The organism is Rhodopseudomonas sp. G2_2311 (assembly GCF_047501505.1).
GTDB lineage: Bacteria > Pseudomonadota > Alphaproteobacteria > Rhizobiales > Xanthobacteraceae > Rhodopseudomonas > Rhodopseudomonas palustris_H.
Genome location: NZ_JAZDRK010000002.1, coordinates 40,471 through 62,755, shown reverse-complemented (window position 1 = coordinate 62,755; position 22,285 = coordinate 40,471). Strand labels below are relative to the sequence as shown.

Sequence of the window (22,285 nt, the reverse complement as noted above, 5' to 3'; positions counted from 1 at the left end):
CTGACGAAAGTCGGAAGCAGTGTCAGCTTATGAGGGCCAGCGACACGCAAAAGCGCCATCTACCGCACACAACTCGAAGCGTCGGGAGCAGGACAGCGCCAGTCTGGAATTCCTCAAAGTCCAGATGGCACGGTAACTTACTGCCGTTGATGAGGCGCGCGTGAGGCCGGCGGCCTCTCGGCCTCAAAAGATCGAGTGGTATCAGAGGAAGAGCCGGTCGGCCGGGCACGGCGCAGGTGAGCAGCGACGCAACCCAGCGTGGCGACCCCGCCTATGTGCTCGGCGGATCCCCTCAGGCGGAGGGTTTGGTCGACAGCGCGGCGAGATCGAAGCGGTGCATGTCGGCCAGCAGCTCGCAGAACGCGCCGGCCCCATGGTCGAGCAGCCGCCGTCCCTTCTCGGCAGTGGCCGCGGAGGCGTCGCCGATGGCGCCGCTCGGGTGCAGGTCTTCGGCCGCCCAGGCAAACGGCGCCGGCCGCTGCGCCGACAACCAACGATAGGTTTGCTCCATCGCCACGCTCGCCGGGCGGAAGTCGGCGACTTGGTCGACCCGCACCAGCTCCGGCGCATGCGCCAGCATGATCGAGGTCTCGGTCGCGCCGCCATGGATGCCGTGGCGCAGCTCGTCGGCGGTGAACAGCCCGTCGGGCACGCCGAACCGCGCCCAGCCGGTGGTCACCACCAGCATCCGGTGCCGGACGCGCAGCTCCTGCGCCACCAGGCCCATCGCGGCGCTGTTGCCGCCATGGCTGGTCACCATCAGCAGCTTGCGCACACCCGCCCGGGCGATGCTGTCGCCGATCTCGGTCCACAGCTTCAGCGCGGTCTCGGTCGACAGCGTCAGCGTGCCCGGAAACGACAGATGCTCGGTCGACAGACCGATCGCCTGCACCGGGAGGAACGTCGCGGGAATGTCGTCCGGCAGGCGATCTCTCACCCGCGCCAGATAGGCTTCCGCAATGGTGACGTCGGTCGACAGCGGCAGATGCGGCCCGTGCTGCTCGATCGCGGCGAGCGGCAGCACCGCAATCCAGCGCGACGGATCAGCGCCGGTGATCTCCGGCCAGTAAATCGCGCTCCAGTCGCGGGGCGGCAGCTTGGTCATCGGCGAAATGCGGGGTGACGGAGAAGTGGTTCAAATGCCGGCATTGTTTCGCTATCAATCCTGAAACGCTCGAATCCGCGCCGCCCTGATGCCGCCATCATGGGCCAAAATGAACGACGGAGTCCAACCATGAGCCCCGCTTTCCTGCTGCGAGCGTTAACCGGGGTGCTGTTGGCGGTGGGAGTGGCGCTGGCTTCTCCCGTTCATGCCTCCGGCCACGGCCATGGCGCCGAAAAACCCGTCGAAAAGCCGCCGGAACCGCCGCCCCCGCCCCGGCCGAAGAAGCCGCAGCCGCCGAAGGTGCAGCCGGTCCGCAAAGTGCCCGAAAGCGGCTTCGACAAGGTGTCGTTCGGCACCAATTGGGTGGCCGAAGGCGAGCATGGCGGGTTCTTCCAGGCGGTCGCGGACGGCACCTACAAGACCTACGGCCTCGACGTCAGCATCGTGCCGGGCGGCCCCAACGTGAACAATCGGGCGCTGCTGATCGCCGGCAAGCTCGACTTCTTCATGACCGCCAACACGCTGCAGTCGTTCGACGCGGTGGCCAACAACGTGCCGGTGGTGGCGATCGCGGCGATCTTCCAGAAAGACCCGCAGGTGTTCGTCTCCCACCCGGAGTCGAAGATCGAAACGCTGGACGATCTGAAGCCGCTGACGCTGTTCGTCTCCAAGGAGGGCATCACCAGCTACTTCCAGTGGCTGAAATCCGAATACGGTTTCAGCGAAGCCAAGGTGAAGCCCTACACCTTCAACCCGCAGCCGTTCATCATCGACCGGCGCAGCGCGATGCAGGGCTACGTCACCTCCGAGCCGTTCACGGTGGAGCAGGCGGCAAAATTCAAGCCGAGCGTCCTGCTGCTCGCCGACTACGGGCTGAATGGCTACTCGACCCTGATCGAGACCCGGCGCGATCTGATCGATAAGAATCCCGACATGATCCAGCGCTTCGTCGACGCCTCGATCATCGGCTGGTACAATTATCTGTACGGCGACAATTCCGCCGGCAATGCGATGATCAAGCAGCTCAATCCGGAAATGACCGACGAGATGCTGGCCTATTCGGTCGACAAGATGAAGCAATACGGCATCGTCGATTCCGGAGACGCCATCAAGAATGGCATCGGCGCGATGAACGACGAACGCTACGCTTCGTTCTTCGACAAGATGGCGCGGGCCGGGGTGGTGACGCGCGGCCTCGATTTCCGCAAAGCCTATACGTTGCAGTTCATCAACAAGGGCGTCGGCGTCGACCTGCGCCCGAAGCAGAAATAGCCGGCCGCATGGCCTCATCGCCGCGACCGTCCGCTGCGGATGCCGGCGCCACCGGGCCGGCGATCGAGCTGCGCGGCGTCACCAAGACCTACCGCACCGGCACGCTGGCGCTCGGCCCGATCGATCTCAATATCGGCCGCGGCGAGTTCGTGTCGCTGCTCGGGCCCTCCGGATGCGGCAAGTCGACCGCGCTGCGGATGATCGCCGGATTGGCGGCGCCGTCCTCGGGGCGGATCGAGGTCGGCACCGCGTCGCCGCGCAGCCGCGGCGAACATCCGATCGGCTTCGTGTTCCAGGAGCCGACGCTGATGCCGTGGGCAAGCATCCGCCACAACGTCGCGTTGCCGCTGAAGCTGGCGCATGTCGCCAGCACCGAGATCGCCCGGCGCGTCGACGAGGTGCTGGCCCGGGTCGACCTGTCCGAGTTCGCCGATGCGTTTCCGCGCGAACTATCCGGCGGCATGAAGATGCGGGCGTCGCTGGCGCGCGCGCTGGTGACAAGGCCGGACATCCTGCTGATGGACGAGCCGTTCGCCGCACTCGACGAAATCACCCGGTTCCGACTCAATGACGATCTGCTGGCGCTGTGGCGCGAGCTGCAGATGACGGTGGTGTTCGTCACCCATTCGGTGTTCGAGTCGGTGTATCTGTCGCAGCGCGTGGTGGTGATGACGCCGCGCCCGGGCCGGATCGCAGCCTCCTTCGATATCGATGCACCGACATCCCGCGGCGAGGAGTTCCGGCTCTCGGCCGACTATGCGGCGCAGTGCCGCGAGGTTTCACGCGCCCTCGCGTCGACAGGCGAAAGCCCCACCACCACCCGCGAGGCGCGGGCATGAGCGCCCTGCCCACCTCGCGTGACGACGTCTCGCCGCTTGGCGCCCGTGCCGGGCTCCGGGTCGCGCTGCCGATCGTGGTGCTGATCGCTGCGATCGTCGCGTGGGACCTGATCGTCCGGCTCAATCAGATCCCGCCTTATGTGCTGCCGGGCCCGGTGCTGGTGGCTTCGACGCTGATGCAGGACTGGCCGGTGCTGTTCGGCTCGCTGCTGACCACGCTATGGACCACGCTGGAAGGCTTCGTCGCCGCCGCGGTCGGCGGCATCGCGCTGGCGCTGCTGTTCAACCAGTCACGACTGCTCGAATATTCGCTGTTCCCCTATGCGGTGGTGCTGCAGGTCACGCCGGTGATCGCGATCGCGCCGCTGCTGCTGATCTACCTGCCGCAGGAAACCGCGGTGATCGTCTGCGCCTGGATCGTGGCGTTCTTTCCGGTGCTGTCCAACACCACGCTCGGCCTCAACTCGGTCGACCGCAATCTCGCCGGGCTGTTCCGGCTGTATGGCGCCTCGCGCTGGCAGACGCTGCTGCGGCTGAAGCTGCCGGCGGCGCTGCCCTACATCCTCGGCGGCCTGCGCATCGCCGGCGGACTGTCGCTGATCGGCGCCGTGGTCGCCGAGATCGCGGCCGGTTCGGCCGGCGCCGGCTCGGGTCTCGCCTACCGGATTGCCGAATCCGGATACCGGCTCAACATTCCGCGCATGTTCGCAGCATTGCTGTTGCTGTCGACGGCGGGCATTGTGATCTATCTGCTGCTGGCGCTGGTGTCGCATCTGCTGCTGCGGCGCTGGCACGAGAGCGCGTTGGGAAAGGATAATTGATGCCGGGGGAAACGGGCGCGTCGGAGCCGATTGATCTGTTGATCTATGGCCCCCGCAAGGAGGTCATCGATCAGGGCTTCCCGGCCGGCTATGTGCTGCACAAATGTGAGCGCGCCGACGACCTCGAGAAGCTGAGCGACGAGGCTCGCAGCCGCATCCGCGGGATCGCGGTCACCGGCTTGGTGCCGACCGGCGCGGCGATGCTGGCGCGGTTTCCGAAGCTCGAAATCGTGGCGAGCTTCGGCGTCGGCTACGACCATGTCGACTCCGCCTGGGCGGCGCAGCATGGCGTGATCGTCACCAACACCCCCGACGTGCTCACCGAGGAAGTCGCCGATACCGCGCTCGGGCTGTTGATCGCGACGTTGCGCGAGTTCATTCGTGCCGACAAATACGTCCGCGCCGGAAAGTGGCAGACTCAGGACTATCCGCTCAGCACCGGGTCGCTGCGCGACCGCAAGGTCGGTATGGTCGGCATGGGCCGGATCGGCCAGGCGATTGCCCGCCGGCTCGACGCCTCGCTGGTGCCGGTGGTGTATCACTCGCGCAATCCGGCGCCCGGCGTCGCCTACAAGCACTATCCGAACCTGATCGAGATGGCCAAGGAGGTCGATACCCTGGTGGTGATCACGCCGGGCGGCCCCACCACCGCCAAACTGATCAACGCCGAGGTACTCGATGCGCTGGGGCCGCGCGGCGTGGTGATCAACGTCGCGCGCGGCTCGGTGATCGACGAAGCGGCGCTGATTGACGCCCTGAAGTCCGGCAAGATTCTCGCTGCCGGCCTCGACGTATTCGCGGCCGAACCGAACGTTCCCGAACAGCTGCGCGCGATGGACAACGTGGTGCTGCTGCCGCATATCGGCTCGGCCTCGGTGGTGACGCGCAATGCGATGAACCAGCTGGTGGTCGACAATCTGAAAGCCTGGTTCGCAGGCCAGCGGCCGCTGACGCCGGTGGCCGAAACCCCGGTGAAAGGCCGCTGACGATGTGGCGCGCGTTCGGCACGGTGATCCTCTCGGCGCTGCTCGCGTCCGCCGCCGCGGCGCAGGACGCAGCCTCGATGAAGAAGGAGATGGTCGGCCAGTGGGAGCTGGCGACCACCGAACGCAGCAAGACCTGCGTCGTCACGCTGACGTCCGAACCCGCCGCCAAGGGGCTGAAACTGACTCTCGAGCCGGACTGCGCCAAAACGCTGCCGTTCACCAAGGCGATCACCGCCTGGGACGTCAAAGGCCTCGACATCGTCCGGCTGGAGACCGCCGACGGCGACTTGGTGATCGATTTTACCGAGGTCGAAAGCGGTATCTTCGAAGGCCATCGCGATGGTGAAGGGATCTACATCCTGCAGAACCTGGTCGCGGCTCGCTCGCTGGCCAAATCGATGGAGCAGATGATCGGCGACTGGACGATGGTGCGCGGCAACGGCCGCCAGGTCTGCGGCCTGACGCTCACCAATACCGAAGCCGGCAACGATAATTTCCAGGCGTTCCTGAAGCCGCGCTGCGATGCGCAGATTGCCGGCTTCGGCCCGACGATGTGGCGGCTCGAGCATGGCGCAATGCTGCTGGTGGCGCCGAACGGCGATAGTTGGCGGTTCGAGGCCGACGACAATGCGCAGTGGCGCAAGGTGCCTGATACCGCCGACCCGCTGATCATGCTGCGGCAGTGACTTCGTAGAGTTACCAGTCAGCTTCCAGTCTCGACGATCGAGCTTCTGGTCGTTTGACCTGCGTCATAGCTCAGCCGGCACTCAACTCAGCATCCTGCCCGGAATGCCATCTGCGATGCGTCGAGGGAGGACGGCAACATGATTGGCTGGTTGAAGGCGATGTCGGCGGCCGCAACGGCCGCGCTACTGCTGATGACGGCGCCCGCGCGAAGCGAGCCGGCGCCGGCCTCCGACGAAGAGGCGCTGAGCCTCGGGATCGATGCTTATTTGTACTTCTATCCGCTGGTGACGATGGACCTCACCCGCAAGCAGTCGACCAATGTCGAGGCGGGCAAGGAATTCGGCAAAGGGCCGATGAACAGCTTCGTCAGCGTGCCGGCCTATCCGCCGGCGGATTTCAAGACGATCGTGCGGCCGAATTTCGATACGCTGTATTCGATCGCCTGGCTCGATCTGTCGCGAGAGCCGATGGTGGTAACGGCACCCGACACCAACGGCCGCTACTACCTGCTGCCGATGCTCGATATGTGGACCGACGTGTTCGCCTCGCCCGGCTGGCGCACCACCGGCACCCAGGCGCAGAAATTCCTGGTCACCCCGCCCGGCTGGAGCGGCGCAGTGCCGGCTGGATTGCAGCGGATCGAGGCGCCGACGCCGATCATCTGGATCATCGGCCGCACCAAGACCGACGGGCCGGCGGACTACGCCGCGGTGCACCAGATCCAGGCCGGCTACACCGCGACGCCGCTATCGCAATGGGGCAAGCCGCCGGGACCGGCCCCAGCCTTCGTGCCCGATCCGGCGATCGACATGAAGACACCGCCGAAGCAGCAGGTCGACAGCATGCCGGCCGGTCAGTTTTTCGCCTACGCGGCCGAGCTGCTGAAACAGAACCCGCCGCATATCACCGACCAGCCGATCATCGCGCGGCTGCGCCGGATCGGGCTGGAGCCGGGCAAGAGCTTCGATCTCGACAAAGCCGCCCCCAATGTGCGCAAAGCACTCGGCGCAGCACCGGCCGAGGCGCTGAAGCTGATGAGCTGGAAGATGCCGACCATGGCCCGCGTGACCAATGGCTGGAGCATGAACATCGACACCATGGGGGTGTACGGCAATTACTACCTGAAACGCGCGATCGTCGCCCAGTTCGGGCTCGGCGCCAACGTGCCTGAGGACGCGATCTACCCGGTCAACATCGCCGACGAAACCAGCAAGCCGCTCGACGGCACCAGCAACTACGTGCTGCGTTTCCAGAAAGGCGCCACGCCGCCGGTCGACGCGTTCTGGTCGCTGACGCTGTACGATTCCGACGGCTTCCCGGTGCCGAACGCGCTGCAGCGCCAGGCGCTGAGCAGCTGGATGCCGCTGAAGTCCAACGCCGACGGCTCGCTCGACCTCGTGATCCAGAACGCCAACCCCGGCACCGAGCGCGAATCGAACTGGCTGCCGGCCCCGAAAGGACCGTTCACGCTGACGATGCGGATGTACGCACCCAAACAGGAAGCCCTGACCGGCCGCTGGGCCCCGCCGCCGGTAACACGCGTGCAGCCGCCGACCCCGCTCGGCCAGCAATAGTCCCAACGACGAACGGCGCGTCATCCGGCGCGCCGTTCATCGACAAGGCTGCTCTCAGATTCCCGCCATCATCACATATTTGATCTCGACATACTCTTCGATGCCGTGATGTGAGCCTTCGCGGCCGAGGCCGGATTCCTTGACGCCGCCGAACGGGGCGACTTCGGTGGTGATCAGGCCGGTGTTGACGCCGACCATGCCGCTCTCCAGCGCTTCTGCAACGCGCCAGACGCGGCCCAAATCGCGGGCGTAGAAATAGCTGGCGAGGCCGAACGGCGAGGCGTTGGCGAGCCGGATCACTTCGGCTTCGTCCTTGAAGCGGAACACCGGCGCCAGCGGACCGAAAGTTTCTTCATGCGCCACCAGCGCGTCGGGCCGGACATCGGCCAGCACGGTCGGCTCGAAGAAGGTGCCGCCGAGCGCATGACGCTTGCCGCCGGTGATCACTTTGGCGCCGTTCGACAGTGCATCCGCAATGTGCCGCTCGGTCTTCTCGACCGCGGCCTCATTGATCAGCGGGCCTTGCGTCACGCCCTGCTCGGTGCCGTCACCGACCTTCATCGCCTTGACCTTGGCGGCGAGCTTCTCGACGAACGCGTCGTAGACGCCGTCCTGCACATAGAGCCGGTTGGCGCAGACGCAGGTCTGACCCATGTTGCGATACTTCGACACCATCGCGCCTTCGACCGCGGCGTCGACGTCGGCATCGTCGAACACGATGAACGGCGCGTTACCACCGAGTTCGAGACCGAGCTTCTTCACCCCGACCGACGCCTGCTTGTAGAGGATCTTGCCGACTTCGGTGGAGCCGGTGAAGCCGACGAACCGCACGGCCGGATGTTCGCACAGCACCTTGCCGATCGCCGGTGCATCGCCGGTGAGAACGTTGAACACGCCCTTCGGCACGCCGGCCTTTTCGGCCAGCGCCGCCAGAGCAAAGGCGCTCAGCGGCGTTTCCTCAGCCGGCTTCAGCACCACGGTGCATCCAGCCGCCAGCGCGGGCGAAACCTTGCGGGTAATCATCGAGCTCGGGAAATTCCACGGCGTAATCGCGCCACAGACGCCGATCGGCTGCTTGATGGCGATCAGCCGGGCGTCGGCACGCTGGGTCGGGATGGTTTCGCCATACACCCGACGCGCCTCTTCGGCGAAGAATTCGACATAGGCGGCACCGATATCGACTTCGCCGAGCGCCTCGGCGAGCGGCTTGCCCTGTTCGGTGGTGAGGATCAGCGCCAGATCCTCGCGGTTGGCGATGATCAGCTCGAACCATTTGCGCAAGATGTTGGAGCGCTGCTTGGCGGTGAGCTTGGCCCAGGCCGGGAACGCCTGCGCGGCCGCCTCGACCGCCTGGGTGGCCTCGGCGGCGCCGAGATGCGGCACCTTGGCAATTGTCTGGCCATTGGCCGGATTGGTCACCGCGATCGTCGACGTGCCCGACCAGGCGCCGCCGATGTAGCACTGCTCGCGCAGCAGCGACGGGTCCTTCAGACGATCGCGCAGCGAGGCGGCTTGATCGGCGGTGCGGGCGGCGGCGGTGGGTGACATGGAATGCTCCGGCGTTGCTGGTGAATCGCAGCGGGACCGCGATGGCCCCTGTCGCCGGTCAATATAGGCAGAGATCGCGCGGCGCACAGCGCAGGCCCGGCATCGTCCTTCGCATCACCGCACGCTTTCGCGGCCGCGAATGGAGGCCGCGTCGCACCACGTTCAGGCGGCGCCGGCGATCCAGGTGCTGCGCAGATTGATCATGCGTTCGGCGGCGGTGCGGGCATGAGCGCGCGAAGCCGTGGCGCAGACCCGATATTCGAGCTCCGGGAACGGCTGTGCGGTGCGGCGGCCGAACCACGATCCAGCACGTGCCGATTTGACAGGCAGTTGCGCCAGCGCGACCGCAAGATTGTCGACCGCCTCGAAGCCGTAGAGCGCCCCGGTCTGCGCGTAACGCACTTCGTAGATCCCGGGACTGACCGGCGCCTCGATATTGCCGCCGCGGCCGGGCTGCGGATAGCGCTTCCAGTCACTCCAGGTCGGGATCATCTCGGTGCTCCGGGCGGGGGGCGTCGCAACTTTGGGTTGGACAGCGGCTGCGGCCACAAGGTTCAACACTGCGGCGACTTTGTGAACGCGACGCCCACCCGTTCGTTCCCGGCACGAATGCGTCGCCGCTCGCAGATGCGAGACTTTGTCGCCCGACCTCGTTAACGCTTGCCCAGCGGAACCGCTCGGTGAACAATCCGGCCGCTTTAGAAAACTGCCAAGCAAACAAGGGAGGACAACATGCAAAGCAGCAACCCGATCGACCAGAGCTTGCGCCAGATGAGCGAGCGCGGCGACATCCCCGGCGTCGTGGCCATCGCAGGTAATTCGCAGGAGGTGTTGTACCAGGGCGCGTACGGCAAGCGCGATTTGTCGAAGCCGGAGCAGATGACCACCGACAGCGTGTTCTGGATCGCGTCGATGACCAAGGCGATCACCGCCGCTGCCGCGATGCAGCTCGTCGAACAGGGCAAGCTGTCGCTCGACGAGCCGATCGGCAAGCTGTTGCCCGATCTCGCTCAGCCGCTGGTGCTCGACGGATTCGATGCCGACGGTACGCCGAAGACCCGGCCGGCCAAATCGCCGATCACGCTGCGGCAATTGCTCACCCACACCGCCGGCTTCTGCTACGACATGTGGAACGCCGACATGGTGAAGTACATGGAGCGGCACGGCATCCCCGGCATCATCGGCTGCCAGGAAGCCGCACTGAAGACGCCGCTGGCGTCCGATCCGGGCACGCGCTGGGAGTACGGCATCAACATCGACTTCGCCGGCAAGGCGGTCGAGGCCGCCAGCGGCATGAAGCTCGACGCGTATTTGCGCGATCATTTGTTTGCGCCGCTCGGCATGACCGACATCGGCTTCAAGATCACCGACGACCAGCGGAAGCGGCTGGTCGCGGTGCATGCGCGCGGCGAGGATGGCTCGCTGTCGCCGATTCCGTTCGAGGTCGCGCAGGAGCCGGAATTCCACATGGGTGGCGGCGGCCTGTACGGCACCGCGGCGGACTATCTGAAGTTCACCCAGATGATCCTCAACAAGGGCCGCGGCAACGGCAACCAGGTGCTGAAGCCCGAGACCGTGGCGATGATGGGCCAGAACCACATCGGCGATCTCAACGTCACCAAGCTGAACTCGGCAATCGCCTTCGCCACCAACGACGTCGACCTCTATCCCGGCATGACCAAGAAGTGGGGCCTCAGCTTCCTGATCAACACCGAGAAGACGCCGGAAGGCCGCAGCCCCGGCAGCCTCGCTTGGGCCGGGCTCGCCAATACCTATTACTGGATCGATCCTACCCGCGACGTCTGCGGCGTGATCCTGATGCAGGTCTTGCCGTTCGCCGACGCCAAGTGCCTGGAGGCGTTCGCGGCTTTCGAACGCGGAGTCTATGCCGGCCTCGGCGCCGGACAGCAGGCGGCCTAACAATCGCTCGGGCCGCTGGCGGGGTCGCAATGCCCTGCCGGCGGCGCTATGCTTCGTGAAAGAGGCGACAAGCCCACACGATGACGACCCGGCACTCCAAACCGTCCGGGCGCTAAGGCGAGGACCAAGGACGTGACCAGCTCGACCCCCAGCTATGTCTGCGGCGTCTCCGACGCGCCGCTGCTCGGAATCACCATCGGCCAGGCACTCGACCGCGCGGTGGCGCTGTGGCCAGATCGCGAAGCGCTGGTTTCACCCAGCCATGACACCCGTTGGACTTGGCGCGACTTCGCTGAACGCGTCGATGCGCTGGCCGCCGGCTTTGTTGCGCTCGGCTTAGAGCGCGGCGCCCGCATCGGCATCTGGTCGATGAACCGGCCGGAATGGACGCTGACGCAGTTCGCCGCCGCCAAAGCCGGACTGATCCTGGTCACCATCAATCCGGCCTACCGGCTGAGCGAGCTGGAATTCGCGCTCGCCAAGGTCGGCTGCGCCGCGCTGGTGACCGCCACCGCGTTCAAGACCTCGCACTACATGGAGATGCTGAATACGCTGATCCCGGAGCTGGCGACCTCGCCGCCCGGCGCATTGCAATCAGCCAAGCTGCCGAAGCTGCGCACCGTGATCCAGATCGGCGGACCGAAGGCGCCGGGCACGATTGCGTTCGACGAGGTCGCGGCCATGGGCGGCGCCCGGCACCGCGATCAGATCGCCGCCTTCGCAAGCGAGCTGCAGTTCGACGATGCGGTCAACATCCAGTTCACCAGCGGCACCACCGGTTCGCCCAAGGGCGTGACGCTGACGCATCACAACATCCTCAATAACGGTTACTTCGTCGGCCGCGCGATGAAGCTGACTGAGCAGGACCGGATCTGCATTCCGGTGCCGCTGTATCACTGCTTCGGCATGGTGATGGGCAACCTCGCTTCCGTCACCTCCGGCGCCGCCATGGTGTATCCCGGCGAAGGCTTCGATCCGCTGGTGACGCTGCAGACCGCATCGCGCGAGAAATGCACCGCGCTGTATGGCGTGCCGACGATGTTCATCGCCGAGCTCGATCATCCGGACTTCGCCAGCTTCGATCTGTCGTCACTGCGCACCGGCATCATGGCGGGGGCGCCGTGCCCGGTCGAAGTGATGCGCCGCGTCAACGATGCGATGAACATGCGCGAAGTCACGATCGCCTACGGCATGACCGAGACCAGCCCGGTCAGCTTCCAGAGCGCTGTCGACGATCCGGAAGACCGCCGGGTCTCGACGGTCGGCCGCATTCATCCGCATGTCGAAGTGAAAGTCGTCGATCTCAACGGCAAGGTCGTGCCGCGCGGCCAGCGCGGCGAACTCTGCACCCGCGGCTACAGCGTGATGCTGGGCTATTGGGACGAGCCGGAGAAAACCGCCGACGTGCTCGATGCCGCCGGCTGGATGCATACCGGCGACCTCGCCACCATCGACGAGGAGGGCTTCTGCAACATCGTCGGCCGCATCAAGGACATGGTGATCCGCGGCGGCGAAAACCTGTATCCGCGCGAGATCGAGGAATTCCTGTATCGCCACCCGAAGATTCAGGACGTCCAGATCTTCGGCGTCGCCGACGACCGCTACGGCGAAGAACTCTGCGCCTGGGTCCGCCCGCGTCCCGGCGAAACGCTGAGCGCCGACGACGTCCGCGCGTTCTGCCAGGGCCAGATCGCCCACAACAAGATCCCGCGCTACATCGAATTCGTCGACGAATTCCCGATGACGGTGACCGGCAAGATCCAGAAATTCATCATGCGCGAGAAGGTCGAGGCCAAGCTCGGCCTGAAGGCGGCGAAGACGGCGTAAGCTGTCGTTGCAAGTAACAACAAGGCGGCGTCATTCCGGGATGCGCGCGACAGCGCGCAGACCCGGAATCCCGACATGTTCTACAAGACGCCGATGCGACAAGCAGGAGATTCCGGGTTCGCGAACTTCGTTCGCGCCCCGGAATGACTCGGGGAGAGACTTAGACCGCCAGCCCGTGCTGCTGCGCCAGTTCCTTCAGCGACACCTGCGGGCGCGCGCCGATGTGCTGGATCACTTCGGCAGCGGCCAACGCGCCGAGGCGGCCGGCATTTTCGTAGCCGAGATTGCGGACCAGGCCGAACAGGAAGCCGGCCGCGAACAGGTCGCCGGCGCCGGTGGTGTCGACCAGCTGATCGATCGCAGCCGCCGGCACCAAAGTGACGCCATCCTTATCGACCACCGCACAGCCCTTTTCGCTGCGGGTGACGACGCCGAGCGCGACGTCCTGAGCCAGCAGCGTCAGCGCCGCATCGAAATCCGAGGTCTGGTACAGCGAGTGCAGCTCGGCCTCGTTGGCGAAGATCAGGTCGACGGTCTTGGAGCGCATCAGCTCGAGGAATTCGCCGCGATAGCGGTCGACGCAGAACGCATCCGACAGCGTCAGCGCCACCTTGCGGCCGGCACCGTGGGCGATCTTCGAGGCCTTCAGGAACGCTTCCTTGGCCTGCGGCGGATCCCACAGATAGCCTTCGAGATAGGTGATGGCCGAGGCGGCGATCTTGGCCTCGTCGATATCGGCAGGCGACAGGTCCTGCGCCGCGCCGAGATACGTGTTCATGGTGCGTTGGCCGTCCGGCGTCACCAGGATGTAGGAGCAGCCGGTCGCCGGGCCGTCGGTCGCCGGCTTGGTGTCGAAGGTGACGCCTGCGGCGCGGATGTCGTGGGTGTAGAGCTTGCCGATCTGGTCGTCCTTGACCTTGCCCAGATAGACCGTGCGGGCGCCGAACGAAGCCAGCCCGACGATGGTGTTGGCGGCCGAGCCGCCGGACATCTCGGTGGCCTGGCCCATGTCGGCATAGATCGCCGCGGCGCGGGCTTCATCGATCAGCGCCATGCCGCCCTTGGCCATGCCGTGCTTGACCAGGAAGTCCTCTTCGGTGCGGACCAGCACGTCGAAGATCGCGTTGCCGATGGCGAGGACATCGTATTGGGCTGAGCTCATCGAATTCGATCCATAACGGGGAGAAATAAGGAAAACCCCGCGGCTTGTGCGGGTCGGGCCGGTGCGTCGCCGGCCGCGCGAAAGGCGGGCCGACCTATCATGTTCGGGTCGGCAGCCGCAAGCGAGGGTGGTTCCCAAGGTCGTCATGCGCGGCTCGACCCGCCTGCGGGGCCGAAGCCCTTCGGCGCGGCGAAGGCCCGCGCATCCCTCGTCTTCGCAAGATACTCTTTTGAGCAAGGTTGGATGGCCGGGTCGAGCCCGGCCATGACGGCGGGAGTGAGGAAGCCTACCGGCCAACAGGGCCACCCCCTTTACCAATCGGCCACTAAACCGAGCTGCGCCGGGCCGTTGCGCCGGCAATCCGGCTATAAGGCCGGGATGCTTCGCCCGCTGCTCACCGTCTCCGCAGGGACTCTGTCGTCACGTTTGTTGGGATTCGTTCGCGACGCACTGGTCGCGGCGCTGCTCGGCGCCGGCGTGGCGGCGGATGCGTTCCTGCTGGCGTTTCAGCTCGTCAACGTGACGCGGCGGCTACTCACCGAAGGCGCGCTCAACGCCGCGCTGGTGCCGGCGTGGCTGAAAGTGCGCGAACACAACGGTCCCGTGGCAGCGGCCGCGTTCGCCGGGCGGCTGCTCGGCAGCATTGCGCTGGCGACGTTGCTGCTGGCAATCCTGCTCGGCGTGTTCATGCCGCTGCTGATCGCGGTGCTGGCCCCCGGTTTCGTCGGCCAGCCCGCACTACTGATGGCGACCCGCGACGCCCGGCTGATGCTGCCGTATCTGGCCTTCGCCGGCCCGGTCGCGGTGATGATGGGACTATTCAACGCGCAAGGCAAAGTCGGCCTTACCGCGTTCTCGCCGCTGTTATTCAACATATCGCTGATCGTCGTCACGGTAGTGCTGCTGCTCGGCCACAACGACCCGAGCCTTGCGGCGCTGATCCTGTCCGGCACCATCGGGGTTGCCGGGCTGCTGCAGCTTTCGATCCTGGCGGTCAACGGCCGCGGCGAACGGTTGGCGACACCGCTGCGCGCCGGTTTCGACGCGGCGATGCGGACATTCTTCGCCAAGGCGATCCCCGGGATGATCGCCAATTCCGGACCGCAGCTCCTGATCGTCGCCGGCGCCATCATCGCCTCGGCGCAGCCGGCGGCAGTGTCATGGCTGTACTTCGCTAACCGGCTGATCGAGCTGCCGCTCGGCATCGTCGGCGTTGCGATGGGCGCGGTGCTGGTGCCGGAACTGGCGCGGGCGGTTCGCGGCGGCGATCGGACCGCATTGTCGGAAGCCGCCTCGCGCGGTCTGGAACTGGCGGTCGGGGTGGCGTTGCCTGCGACTTTCGGCCTGATCGTCCTGGCCGAACCGATCGTGCGGCTGTTGTTCGAACACGGCGCGTTCAGCGCCGCGGACTCGGCCGCCACCGCCCAGGCGCTGGCGGTGCTCGCGGTCGGCCTGCCGGCCCAGGTGCTGGCCAAGAATTGGTCGGCCGCGTTCTTCGCCCGCGAAGACACCCGCACGCCGCTCGTGGCGACCCTCATCTCGGTCGCGGTCGCGCTGGTTGCCGCCGTGCTGCTCGGCCGGCTGTTCGGCGCCGCCGGGGTCGCGGCCGCGATCAGCCTCGGCGCCTGGAGCAACGCAGCCCTGCTGCTGGGGCGCGGCGTGCAGCGCTTCGGGGTCACCATCGATGCGCCGGCGCGGCGCCGGGTGGTGCTGATCGTGCTTGCATCTCTGGTGATGGGCGCGCTGCTGTGGTTCGCCGCCGGCGTGGTGCTGCCGCTGATGGCGACGGGCTCCACTTTGGTCCAAGCCGCGGCGCTCGCGGTGCTGATCGGCGGCGGTCTAATCGTCTATGCCGCAGCTTTGATGCTGTCCGGCGTCATTCGTCCTGATGGGGTGCTCCGCGCGCTGCGGCGGCCACGCGGCTTGCGCGACTAGCGCAGCTGTGCCACTTCACGGCGCCTTTTCCAGACCAAGCGCGGGAATCACGATCATGGCCATCACGCAGCGGGTATTCTCCGGCATCCAGCCGACCGGCAATCTGCATCTCGGCAATTACCTCGGCGCGATCGTGAACTTCGTGAAGATGCAGGAGACGCACAATTGCGTTTACTGCGTTGTCGACCTGCACGCGATCACCGTTCCGGTGACGGTCTGGGGCGGTCCCGACGAGCTGCGCAAGAACATCCGCGAAGTGACCGCGGCGTTCATCGCGTCCGGCATCGATCCGAAGAAGCAGATCATCTTCAACCAGAGCCAGGTGGCGGAACACTCCGAACTGGCCTGGGTGCTGAACTGCATCGCGCGGCTCGGCTGGCTGAACCGGATGACCCAGTTCAAGGAGAAGGCCGGCAAGGATCGCGAGAACGTCTCGGTCGGCCTGTACGACTATCCGGTGCTGATGGCCGCCGACATTCTGGTGTATCGCGCCACCCACGTTCCGGTCGGTGAGGACCAGAAGCAGCATGTCGAACTGACCCGCGACATCGCCCAGAAGTTCAACAACGACTTCTCGGCCTCGATTGCGGCGCAGGGCTTCGGCGACGCTTACTTCCCGCTGCCCGAGCCGGTGATCACCGGCCCGGCGACCCGGGTGATGAGCCTGCGCGACGGCACCAAGAAGATGTCGAAGTCGGATCCGTCCGATTACTCGCGCATCAACCTGACCGACGATGCCGACGCGATCGCGCAGAAGATCAAGAAGGCCAAGACCGACCCGGAGCCTTTGCCGAGCGAAGAAAAAGGCCTGGAGACCCGCCCTGAAGCCGACAATCTGGTCGGCATCTACGCCGCGCTGTCCGGCAAGCCGAAGACCGATGTGCTGACCGAGTTCGGCGGCGCGCAGTTCTCCGCGTTCAAGTCGAACCTGGTCGACCTCGCCGTCACCAAGCTGTCGCCGATCGCCGGCGAAATGAAGCGGCTTTCGGCCGACCATGCTTATGTCGACTCGGTGCTTGCCGACGGCAGCGACCGCGCCCGTGCGATCGCGGCCGAAACCATGGTGGCCGTGAAGGACATCATGGGCATGGTGCGCAAGAAGGGCTGAGGCTTCGCACGCTCCCGTCATGGCCGGGCTCGACCCGGCCATCCATCTTATTCAAAGGACTCTTGCAAGATTGGATGGATGCGCGGGTCAAGCCCGCGCATGACGGCTTTTGCCTGTGGCGGCACCTTGTCCTTCCCGCTGTCGCCATGGCAGCATCGCGGCGTTGCGCGGGCGCGCGCTTGGGAACTCCGGGGGCACCAATGAGCAGCCAGCGACGGAGCTATGAATCCGGCCACAAGCCGAAATGTCTGGTGATCGTCGACGACACCGCCGAGTGGGATCGCGCGGTGTATTACGGCAGCCGCTGGGCGGTGCGGGTCGGCGGCGGCGTGGTGATGCTGCGCGTCATTGAGATCCTCGACAAGAACCAGCAATGGCTCGGCGTCGCCGACGTGATGCGCGCCGAAGCGATCGAGACCGCAGAGCTTGCGCTCGACCGCGCCTCCGGCCGCGCCAACGGCGTCGCCGGGATCACGCCGGAGCGGGTGATCCGCGAGGGCGACACCATCGCCCAGGTGCGCAAAGTGATCGACCAGGACGTCGACATCGTCATGCTGGTGCTGGCGGCCGATGATGGCCCGGAAGGACCGGGCCCGATCGTCACCGCGATGGTGCGCCATCTCGGCACCTTCCCTGTACCGGTAATGATGGTCGCCTCCAGCCTCACCGACGACGACATCGACGCCCTCGCCTGAGCCTGTGCGGCCCTCGAAAACGTGAGCGTTGTCAGCGACTTTCAGCAACCTCCGGGAGAGCCCGCGGGTTGACCGTGCGTTTCCGAGCGCTATTTGCTAGGAGAAGCCTACGCACCGGCCTTGAACCGGCGACGACGGAGACAATCGATGTTCATTCAGACCGAACCGACCCCCAATCCGGCCACGTTGAAATTCATTCCCGGCCGGACCGTGCTCGACAGCGGCACGCTGGAATTCACCGATGCGGCCCAGGCGGCCCGCTCGCCGCTCGCGGCGCGGCTGTTCGACATCGATGGCGTCAGCGGCGTGTTCTATGCCACCGACTTCGTCACCGTCACCAAGGACAAGGGCGAGTGGCAGCACCTCAAACCCGCGATCCTCGGCGCCATCATGGAGCACTACATGTCGGGCGCGCCGATCCTGGCCGACGGCAAGTCGGACGGCGAGGATGGCGATGACGACGAGTTCTACGCCGAGGGCGACGCCGAGACGGTCGAGATCATCAAGGACCTGATCGAAACGCGGGTGCGCCCGGCGGTCGCCAATGACGGCGGCGACATCACGTTCCGCGGCTTCAAGGACGGCATCGTCTATCTCAACATGCGCGGCGCCTGCGCCGGCTGCCCGTCGTCGACCGCGACCTTGCAGCACGGCATCCAGAACCTGCTGAAGCACTTCGTACCGGAAGTGGTGGAAGTCCGCCCGGTCACCTGACCGACAGCTGCCGCAACGCTAGGCAAGCACGACAAACAGGCATGGCGCACCGCGCCATGCCCCCCATCCGAATAGTTGTCGATCGACCCGCCCGGGACATGACGCAACCGTCGCATTGCTGATATGTTAGCCGGATGCTGATCCTCGCCATTGATACGGCGCTCGACGCCTGCGCTGCAGCGGTGCTGGACACCGAGGCTAATCGGCTGCTCGCGGGCGAATCGCAGGCGATGCAGCGTGGCCACGCCGAAGCCCTGATGCCGCTGCTCGGCCGGGTGATGGACGCATCCGGGATCGGCTTTCTCGATATCGACCGCATCGCGGTGACCACCGGGCCTGGTAGTTTCACCGGCCTCCGGGTCGGCCTCTCGGCTGCACGCGGTATCGCACTCGCGGCCGCCAAGCCGGTCGTCGGGCTGACGACGCTGTCGGCGTTCGCGGCGCCGTTGGTGAGCGAGACCGACGACACCCCGATCCTGTCGGTGATCGATGCCCGTCACGACCACGTCTACTATCAGCTCGTCGCCGGCAACGGCACGATGATCATACGCCCGCGGGTGGCGCCGATCGCCGAAGCGCTGGAAGCCGCGCGTTACGGCGCGCCGCGGCTGGTCGGCAATGCCGCGCAGCTGCTCGCCGATCGCTGGCCGGCCCTGACCCCGCCGCCGCTCGCAGTGGATCAGCGCCCCGCGCCGGATATCGGCTGGCTCGCCTGGCTTGGTGCAGCAGCAACGCCGGACGCCGCACCCGCCAAACCGTTCTATTTGCGGCCGCCGGACGCCAAGCCGAAGATTGATCCCATCGCTCAATCGGCGCAGCCCGCCGCATGACGCGCTGCCGTATGTGCCATCAATGATGACTTGGCTGGCCGAATTCTGGGGCTACGCCGACGCTGTGGTCGAAACGGCGACGCTGCGCGACGCGCCGAAGCTCGCCGAACTGCATGCCGCTTCGTTTCATCGCGGCTGGGACGAACAGGAATTCGCCGACCTTTTGAGCGAGCGCAATACGCTGGTGCACCGGCTGCGCGTCGGCCGGCGAATCATCGGATTTGTTGCATCGCGGATCGGTGCGGACGAAGCCGAAATCCTATCAATTGCGATCGCCGCCTCGTATCGCGGCCGCGGTCTGTCGCGTGAAATGCTGCTGACACACCTCGGTCATCTCGCAGGACGTGGCGTCGCCACGGTGTTTCTCGAGGTGGAAGAGAACAATCAGCCGGCACGACGACTCTACAATCGTACCGGTTTTCAGGTGGTTGGCCGACGCGAGCGCTATTACCGACAGCCCAACGGGGAACAATTGAACGCATTGATAATGCGTCGCGACTTGTCCTGATCGCCTTACAGTGGCAGAACAATGCCCAATAACCATTCACCCGCAACCACGTTGACGCCGATGTCCGAACCCAAGGCAACCGAAATCGAAGCCCGCTGCGCCGCCACCGGCATGCGCATGACGGAGCAGCGCCGCGTGATCGCGCGAGTTCTGGCGGAGTCGGAAGATCATCCCGACGTCGAAGAACTTTACACCCGCTGCGTTGCGATTGACGACAAGATCTCGATCTCGACGGTGTACCGGACCGTCAAGCTGTTCGAAGATGCCGGCATCATCGAGCGTCACGACTTCCGTGAAGGCCGCGCCCGCTACGAGCAGATGCGCGACAGCCATCATGACCACCTGATCAACCTGCGCGACGGCAAGGTGATCGAATTCACCAACGAAGAGATCGAGAAGCTGCAGGCCGAGATCGCCCGCCGCCTCGGCTACAAGCTGGTCGACCATCGGCTCGAACTGTATTGCGTGCCGCTCGAAGACGATAAGTCCTGAGCCGGTAGCACGCCGACGCAGCTGCCGATCGCCGCGAGCTTACCGGCTCGCGGCGTTATTAGTTTCAATCGCAGCCGGCCACAGATGTGATTCCCGAACTTGTTATCTTCGATTGTGACGGTGTCCTGGTCGACAGTGAGCTGATCTCCTGTCGGGTTCATGCCGAAACGCTGACCCGCTACGGCTATCCGATCACGCCGGACCAGGTCGCGGCGCGTTTCCTCGGCCGGTCGGGTCGCGAAGCCCGGCGCGAGATCGAAGCCGAGACTGGCCGGCGCTTCGCCGACGACATCGAAGCAAACCTGCTCGACGCACTGCTCCGCGCCTTCGCCGAAACGCTGCAGCCGATCCCGTTCGTCACCGAGGCGCTCGACACGCTGGAGCAGCCGTTCTGCGTCGCCTCGAGCGGCACGCTGGATCGGATCCAAGTCGCGCTGACCCATGCGGGTCTGCTCGGCCGGTTCGCTCCGCATCTGTTTTCGGCCGAGCAGGTGGCGCACGGCAAGCCGGCGCCGGATCTGTTCCTGTTTGCGGCGGCCCAGATGGGCGTCACCCCCGAGCGCTGCGTGGTGATCGAAGACAGCGTGCCGGGGGTGCTGGGGGCGAAAGCAGCCGGCATGACCGTGCTGGGCTTTCACGGCGGCGGCCATTGCACCGAGGCCAGCGCGGCCGCGCTGACCGCCGCCGGGGCCGATCGGTGTTTTGCCGACATGCGGCAACTGACGACAATCATTGAAGAAATTTAGGCGCTCGAGATACCTCGCGCGGCAAATCGACGGTCGCGGCTGGATTTCGCCGGGTTTCGCCTATAAGTGACGGGCAACGCGCTGGAAAACGCGCGTTTTTTGTTTGGGCCCCCGCACGCAATGTCTCCGCCGCGCAAGCTGCACATCAAGTCATACGGCTGTCAGATGAATGTCTACGATGCCCAGCGCATGGTGGACGCGCTGGCGCCGGAAGGCTTTGTCGAGACCGCGAACGTGGATGACGCCGATCTGGTGATCCTGAACACCTGCCACATCCGCGAGAAAGCGTCCGAGAAGGTCTATTCCGAGCTCGGCCGGCTGCGGGTCGCGCGTGACGAGGCCGCAGGCCAAGGCCGGCGGATGCAGATCGCGGTCGCAGGATGCGTGGCGCAGGCTGAAGGCGAAGAGATCATCCGCCGCGCGCCGGTAGTCGATGTCGTGGTCGGGCCGCAGAGCTATCACAACCTGCCGCACCTGCTGGCCAAAGCCGAACAGCACGGCCGGGCGTTGGAAACCGAGTTCCCGATCGAGGACAAGTTCGGCGTGCTGCCGCAACCGGCGCCGGACGCGATCCGTGCTCGCGGCATCTCGGCGTTCGTGACGGTCCAGGAAGGCTGCGACAAGTTCTGCACCTTCTGCGTCGTGCCCTATACCCGCGGCGCCGAGATGTCGCGCCCAGTGGCGGCGATCGTCGAGGACGTCAAACGGCTCGCCGAAAACGGCGTCCGCGAAATCACGCTGATCGGCCAGAACGTCAATGCCTATCACGGCGACGGGCCGGACGGCCGCGCCTGGTCGCTCGGACGCCTGGTGCGGCGCCTGGCCGAGATTCCCGGCATCGTCCGGCTGCGCTACTCCACCAGCCATCCGAACGACGTCGACGAGGATCTGCTGGCCGCGCATCGCGATCTGCCGGCGCTGATGCCGTTCGTGCATCTGCCGGTGCAGTCCGGCTCGGACCGGATCCTGGCGGCAATGAACCGCAAGCACACCGCCGACGATTATCGCCGCGTGATCGACCGGTTCCGGTCTGCTTCCGCAGCGATCGCTTTCTCGTCGGACTTCATCGTCGGTTTCCCGGGTGAAACCGAGCGCGATTTTTCCGCGACTCTCGCGCTTGTCGCACAAATCGGCTACGCTGGGGCGTATTCGTTCAAATACTCCCCGCGGCCCGGCACACCCGCGGCGGACATGCCGGAGATGGTGCCTGCAGCGGTCATGGACGAGCGGTTGGAGCGGCTCCAGCAATTGATCGACCAGCAGCAATCGGCCTTCAACAAGGCCGCGATCGGCCGGACCGTGGAGGTCCTGTTCGAGCGCGCCGGCCGCAAGCCCGGCCAGATCGTCGGCCGCACCGCTTATCTGCAGCCCGCCCATGTGATGGCGCCCGACAGCATCATCGGACAGGTGCTGCCGGTCCGCGTCGACAGCCTCGAACGCTACAGCCTGCTCGGCGAACTCGCATCCGCAACCTCCCGGCCGGCCGATGCGATGGCCGCCACAGGAGCCTGAGCCC

At 65.7% G+C, this 22,285-nt stretch carries 21 protein-coding genes; 17 read left to right on the top strand and 4 right to left on the bottom strand.

The window, feature by feature from the left end; translation table 11 throughout:
* Positions 1 to 292: 292 nt before the first annotated feature.
* Positions 293 to 1,105 carry a creatininase family protein gene (locus VRZ08_RS03220; protein ID WP_414531548.1) on the bottom strand — a complete coding sequence of 271 codons (813 nt, stop codon included), beginning with the start codon at positions 1,103 to 1,105 and terminating at the stop codon, positions 293 to 295.
* Between the two features lie 129 nt (positions 1,106 to 1,234).
* Here VRZ08_RS03220 and VRZ08_RS03215 point away from each other — a divergent pair, with 129 nt between their 5' ends.
* The 6 genes from VRZ08_RS03215 (at position 1,235) to VRZ08_RS03190 (ending at position 7,284) form a co-directional block, all read left to right on the top strand.
* Entirely contained in the window at positions 1,235 to 2,377 is a 1,143-nt protein-coding gene (locus VRZ08_RS03215; protein ID WP_414531547.1) for an ABC transporter substrate-binding protein, read from the top strand.
* 8 nt (positions 2,378 to 2,385) lie between these two features.
* Positions 2,386 to 3,216 carry an ABC transporter ATP-binding protein gene (locus VRZ08_RS03210; protein ID WP_414531546.1) on the top strand — a complete coding sequence of 277 codons (831 nt, stop codon included), beginning with the start codon at positions 2,386 to 2,388 and terminating at the stop codon, positions 3,214 to 3,216.
* Positions 3,213 to 4,037 carry an ABC transporter permease gene (locus tag VRZ08_RS03205; protein ID WP_414531545.1) on the top strand — a complete coding sequence of 275 codons (825 nt, stop codon included), beginning with the start codon at positions 3,213 to 3,215 and terminating at the stop codon, positions 4,035 to 4,037. Before VRZ08_RS03210 ends, VRZ08_RS03205 begins: the two co-directional genes overlap by 4 nt.
* Positions 4,037 to 5,023: a 2-hydroxyacid dehydrogenase gene (locus VRZ08_RS03200; RefSeq protein WP_414531544.1), complete on the top strand. Its 987-nt coding sequence runs from the start codon at positions 4,037 to 4,039 to the stop codon at positions 5,021 to 5,023. Before VRZ08_RS03205 ends, VRZ08_RS03200 begins: the two co-directional genes overlap by 1 nt.
* Positions 5,024 to 5,025: 2 nt before the next feature.
* A complete protein-coding gene (locus tag VRZ08_RS03195; protein ID WP_414531543.1) occupies positions 5,026 to 5,709 on the top strand; it encodes an AprI/Inh family metalloprotease inhibitor in 684 nt (227 codons plus the stop codon).
* A gap of 138 nt (positions 5,710 to 5,847) precedes the next feature.
* On the top strand, positions 5,848 to 7,284 hold the full coding sequence (locus VRZ08_RS03190; protein ID WP_414531542.1) for a DUF1254 domain-containing protein: 1,437 nt from the start codon (positions 5,848 to 5,850) through the stop codon (positions 7,282 to 7,284).
* Positions 7,285 to 7,338: 54 nt separating this feature from the next.
* Here VRZ08_RS03190 and VRZ08_RS03185 read toward each other — a convergent pair whose 3' ends face one another.
* Positions 7,339 to 8,832: an NAD-dependent succinate-semialdehyde dehydrogenase gene (locus VRZ08_RS03185; RefSeq protein WP_414531541.1), complete on the bottom strand. Its 1,494-nt coding sequence runs from the start codon at positions 8,830 to 8,832 to the stop codon at positions 7,339 to 7,341.
* 162 nt (positions 8,833 to 8,994) lie between these two features.
* Positions 8,995 to 9,324: a hypothetical protein gene (locus VRZ08_RS03180; RefSeq protein WP_230766487.1), complete on the bottom strand. Its 330-nt coding sequence runs from the start codon at positions 9,322 to 9,324 to the stop codon at positions 8,995 to 8,997.
* Between the two features lie 240 nt (positions 9,325 to 9,564).
* On the opposite strand from VRZ08_RS03180, the gene VRZ08_RS03175 reads away from it, so the two are divergent.
* Positions 9,565 to 10,752, top strand: a complete 1,188-nt coding sequence (locus VRZ08_RS03175; protein ID WP_263990333.1) for a serine hydrolase domain-containing protein — start codon at positions 9,565 to 9,567, stop codon at positions 10,750 to 10,752.
* Positions 10,753 to 10,884: 132 nt separating this feature from the next.
* Positions 10,885 to 12,579: an AMP-binding protein gene (locus VRZ08_RS03170; protein ID WP_414531540.1), complete on the top strand. Its 1,695-nt coding sequence runs from the start codon at positions 10,885 to 10,887 to the stop codon at positions 12,577 to 12,579.
* A 160-nt stretch (positions 12,580 to 12,739) separates the two neighbouring features.
* Here VRZ08_RS03170 and VRZ08_RS03165 read toward each other — a convergent pair whose 3' ends face one another.
* Positions 12,740 to 13,741: an adenosine kinase gene (locus tag VRZ08_RS03165; protein ID WP_414531539.1), complete on the bottom strand. Its 1,002-nt coding sequence runs from the start codon at positions 13,739 to 13,741 to the stop codon at positions 12,740 to 12,742.
* A gap of 378 nt (positions 13,742 to 14,119) precedes the next feature.
* Here VRZ08_RS03165 and murJ point away from each other — a divergent pair, with 378 nt between their 5' ends.
* The 9 genes from murJ to miaB all read left to right on the top strand — a co-directional run bounded on the left by murJ (position 14,120) and on the right by miaB (position 22,281).
* Complete coding sequence (gene murJ, locus VRZ08_RS03160; RefSeq protein WP_414531538.1) at positions 14,120 to 15,676, top strand: murein biosynthesis integral membrane protein MurJ; 1,557 nt, start codon at positions 14,120 to 14,122, stop codon at positions 15,674 to 15,676.
* 55 nt (positions 15,677 to 15,731) lie between these two features.
* Positions 15,732 to 16,784 carry a tryptophan--tRNA ligase gene (gene trpS, locus VRZ08_RS03155; RefSeq protein WP_107353998.1) on the top strand — a complete coding sequence of 351 codons (1,053 nt, stop codon included), beginning with the start codon at positions 15,732 to 15,734 and terminating at the stop codon, positions 16,782 to 16,784.
* Between the two features lie 200 nt (positions 16,785 to 16,984).
* The gene (locus VRZ08_RS03150) at positions 16,985 to 17,479 is read left to right on the top strand and encodes a universal stress protein (RefSeq protein ID WP_107342673.1); all 495 of its coding nucleotides are present in this window, start codon (positions 16,985 to 16,987) and stop codon (positions 17,477 to 17,479) included.
* A gap of 147 nt (positions 17,480 to 17,626) precedes the next feature.
* Complete coding sequence (locus tag VRZ08_RS03145) at positions 17,627 to 18,193, top strand: NifU family protein (RefSeq protein ID WP_164637212.1); 567 nt, start codon at positions 17,627 to 17,629, stop codon at positions 18,191 to 18,193.
* A gap of 134 nt (positions 18,194 to 18,327) precedes the next feature.
* Positions 18,328 to 19,023, top strand: a complete 696-nt coding sequence (gene tsaB / locus VRZ08_RS03140; RefSeq protein ID WP_107353995.1) for a tRNA (adenosine(37)-N6)-threonylcarbamoyltransferase complex dimerization subunit type 1 TsaB — start codon at positions 18,328 to 18,330, stop codon at positions 19,021 to 19,023.
* Positions 19,024 to 19,045: 22 nt separating this feature from the next.
* Positions 19,046 to 19,531, top strand: coding sequence for a ribosomal protein S18-alanine N-acetyltransferase (gene rimI / locus VRZ08_RS03135; RefSeq protein WP_107353994.1), 486 nt, complete (start codon positions 19,046 to 19,048; stop codon positions 19,529 to 19,531).
* A 60-nt stretch (positions 19,532 to 19,591) separates the two neighbouring features.
* Positions 19,592 to 20,023, top strand: coding sequence for a Fur family transcriptional regulator (locus VRZ08_RS03130; RefSeq protein ID WP_107342669.1), 432 nt, complete (start codon positions 19,592 to 19,594; stop codon positions 20,021 to 20,023).
* Positions 20,024 to 20,109: 86 nt separating this feature from the next.
* Positions 20,110 to 20,769, top strand: coding sequence for an HAD family hydrolase (locus VRZ08_RS03125; protein ID WP_414531537.1), 660 nt, complete (start codon positions 20,110 to 20,112; stop codon positions 20,767 to 20,769).
* Positions 20,770 to 20,889: 120 nt separating this feature from the next.
* Positions 20,890 to 22,281, top strand: coding sequence for a tRNA (N6-isopentenyl adenosine(37)-C2)-methylthiotransferase MiaB (gene miaB, locus VRZ08_RS03120; protein WP_414531536.1), 1,392 nt, complete (start codon positions 20,890 to 20,892; stop codon positions 22,279 to 22,281).
* Positions 22,282 to 22,285: the final 4 nt, after the last annotated feature.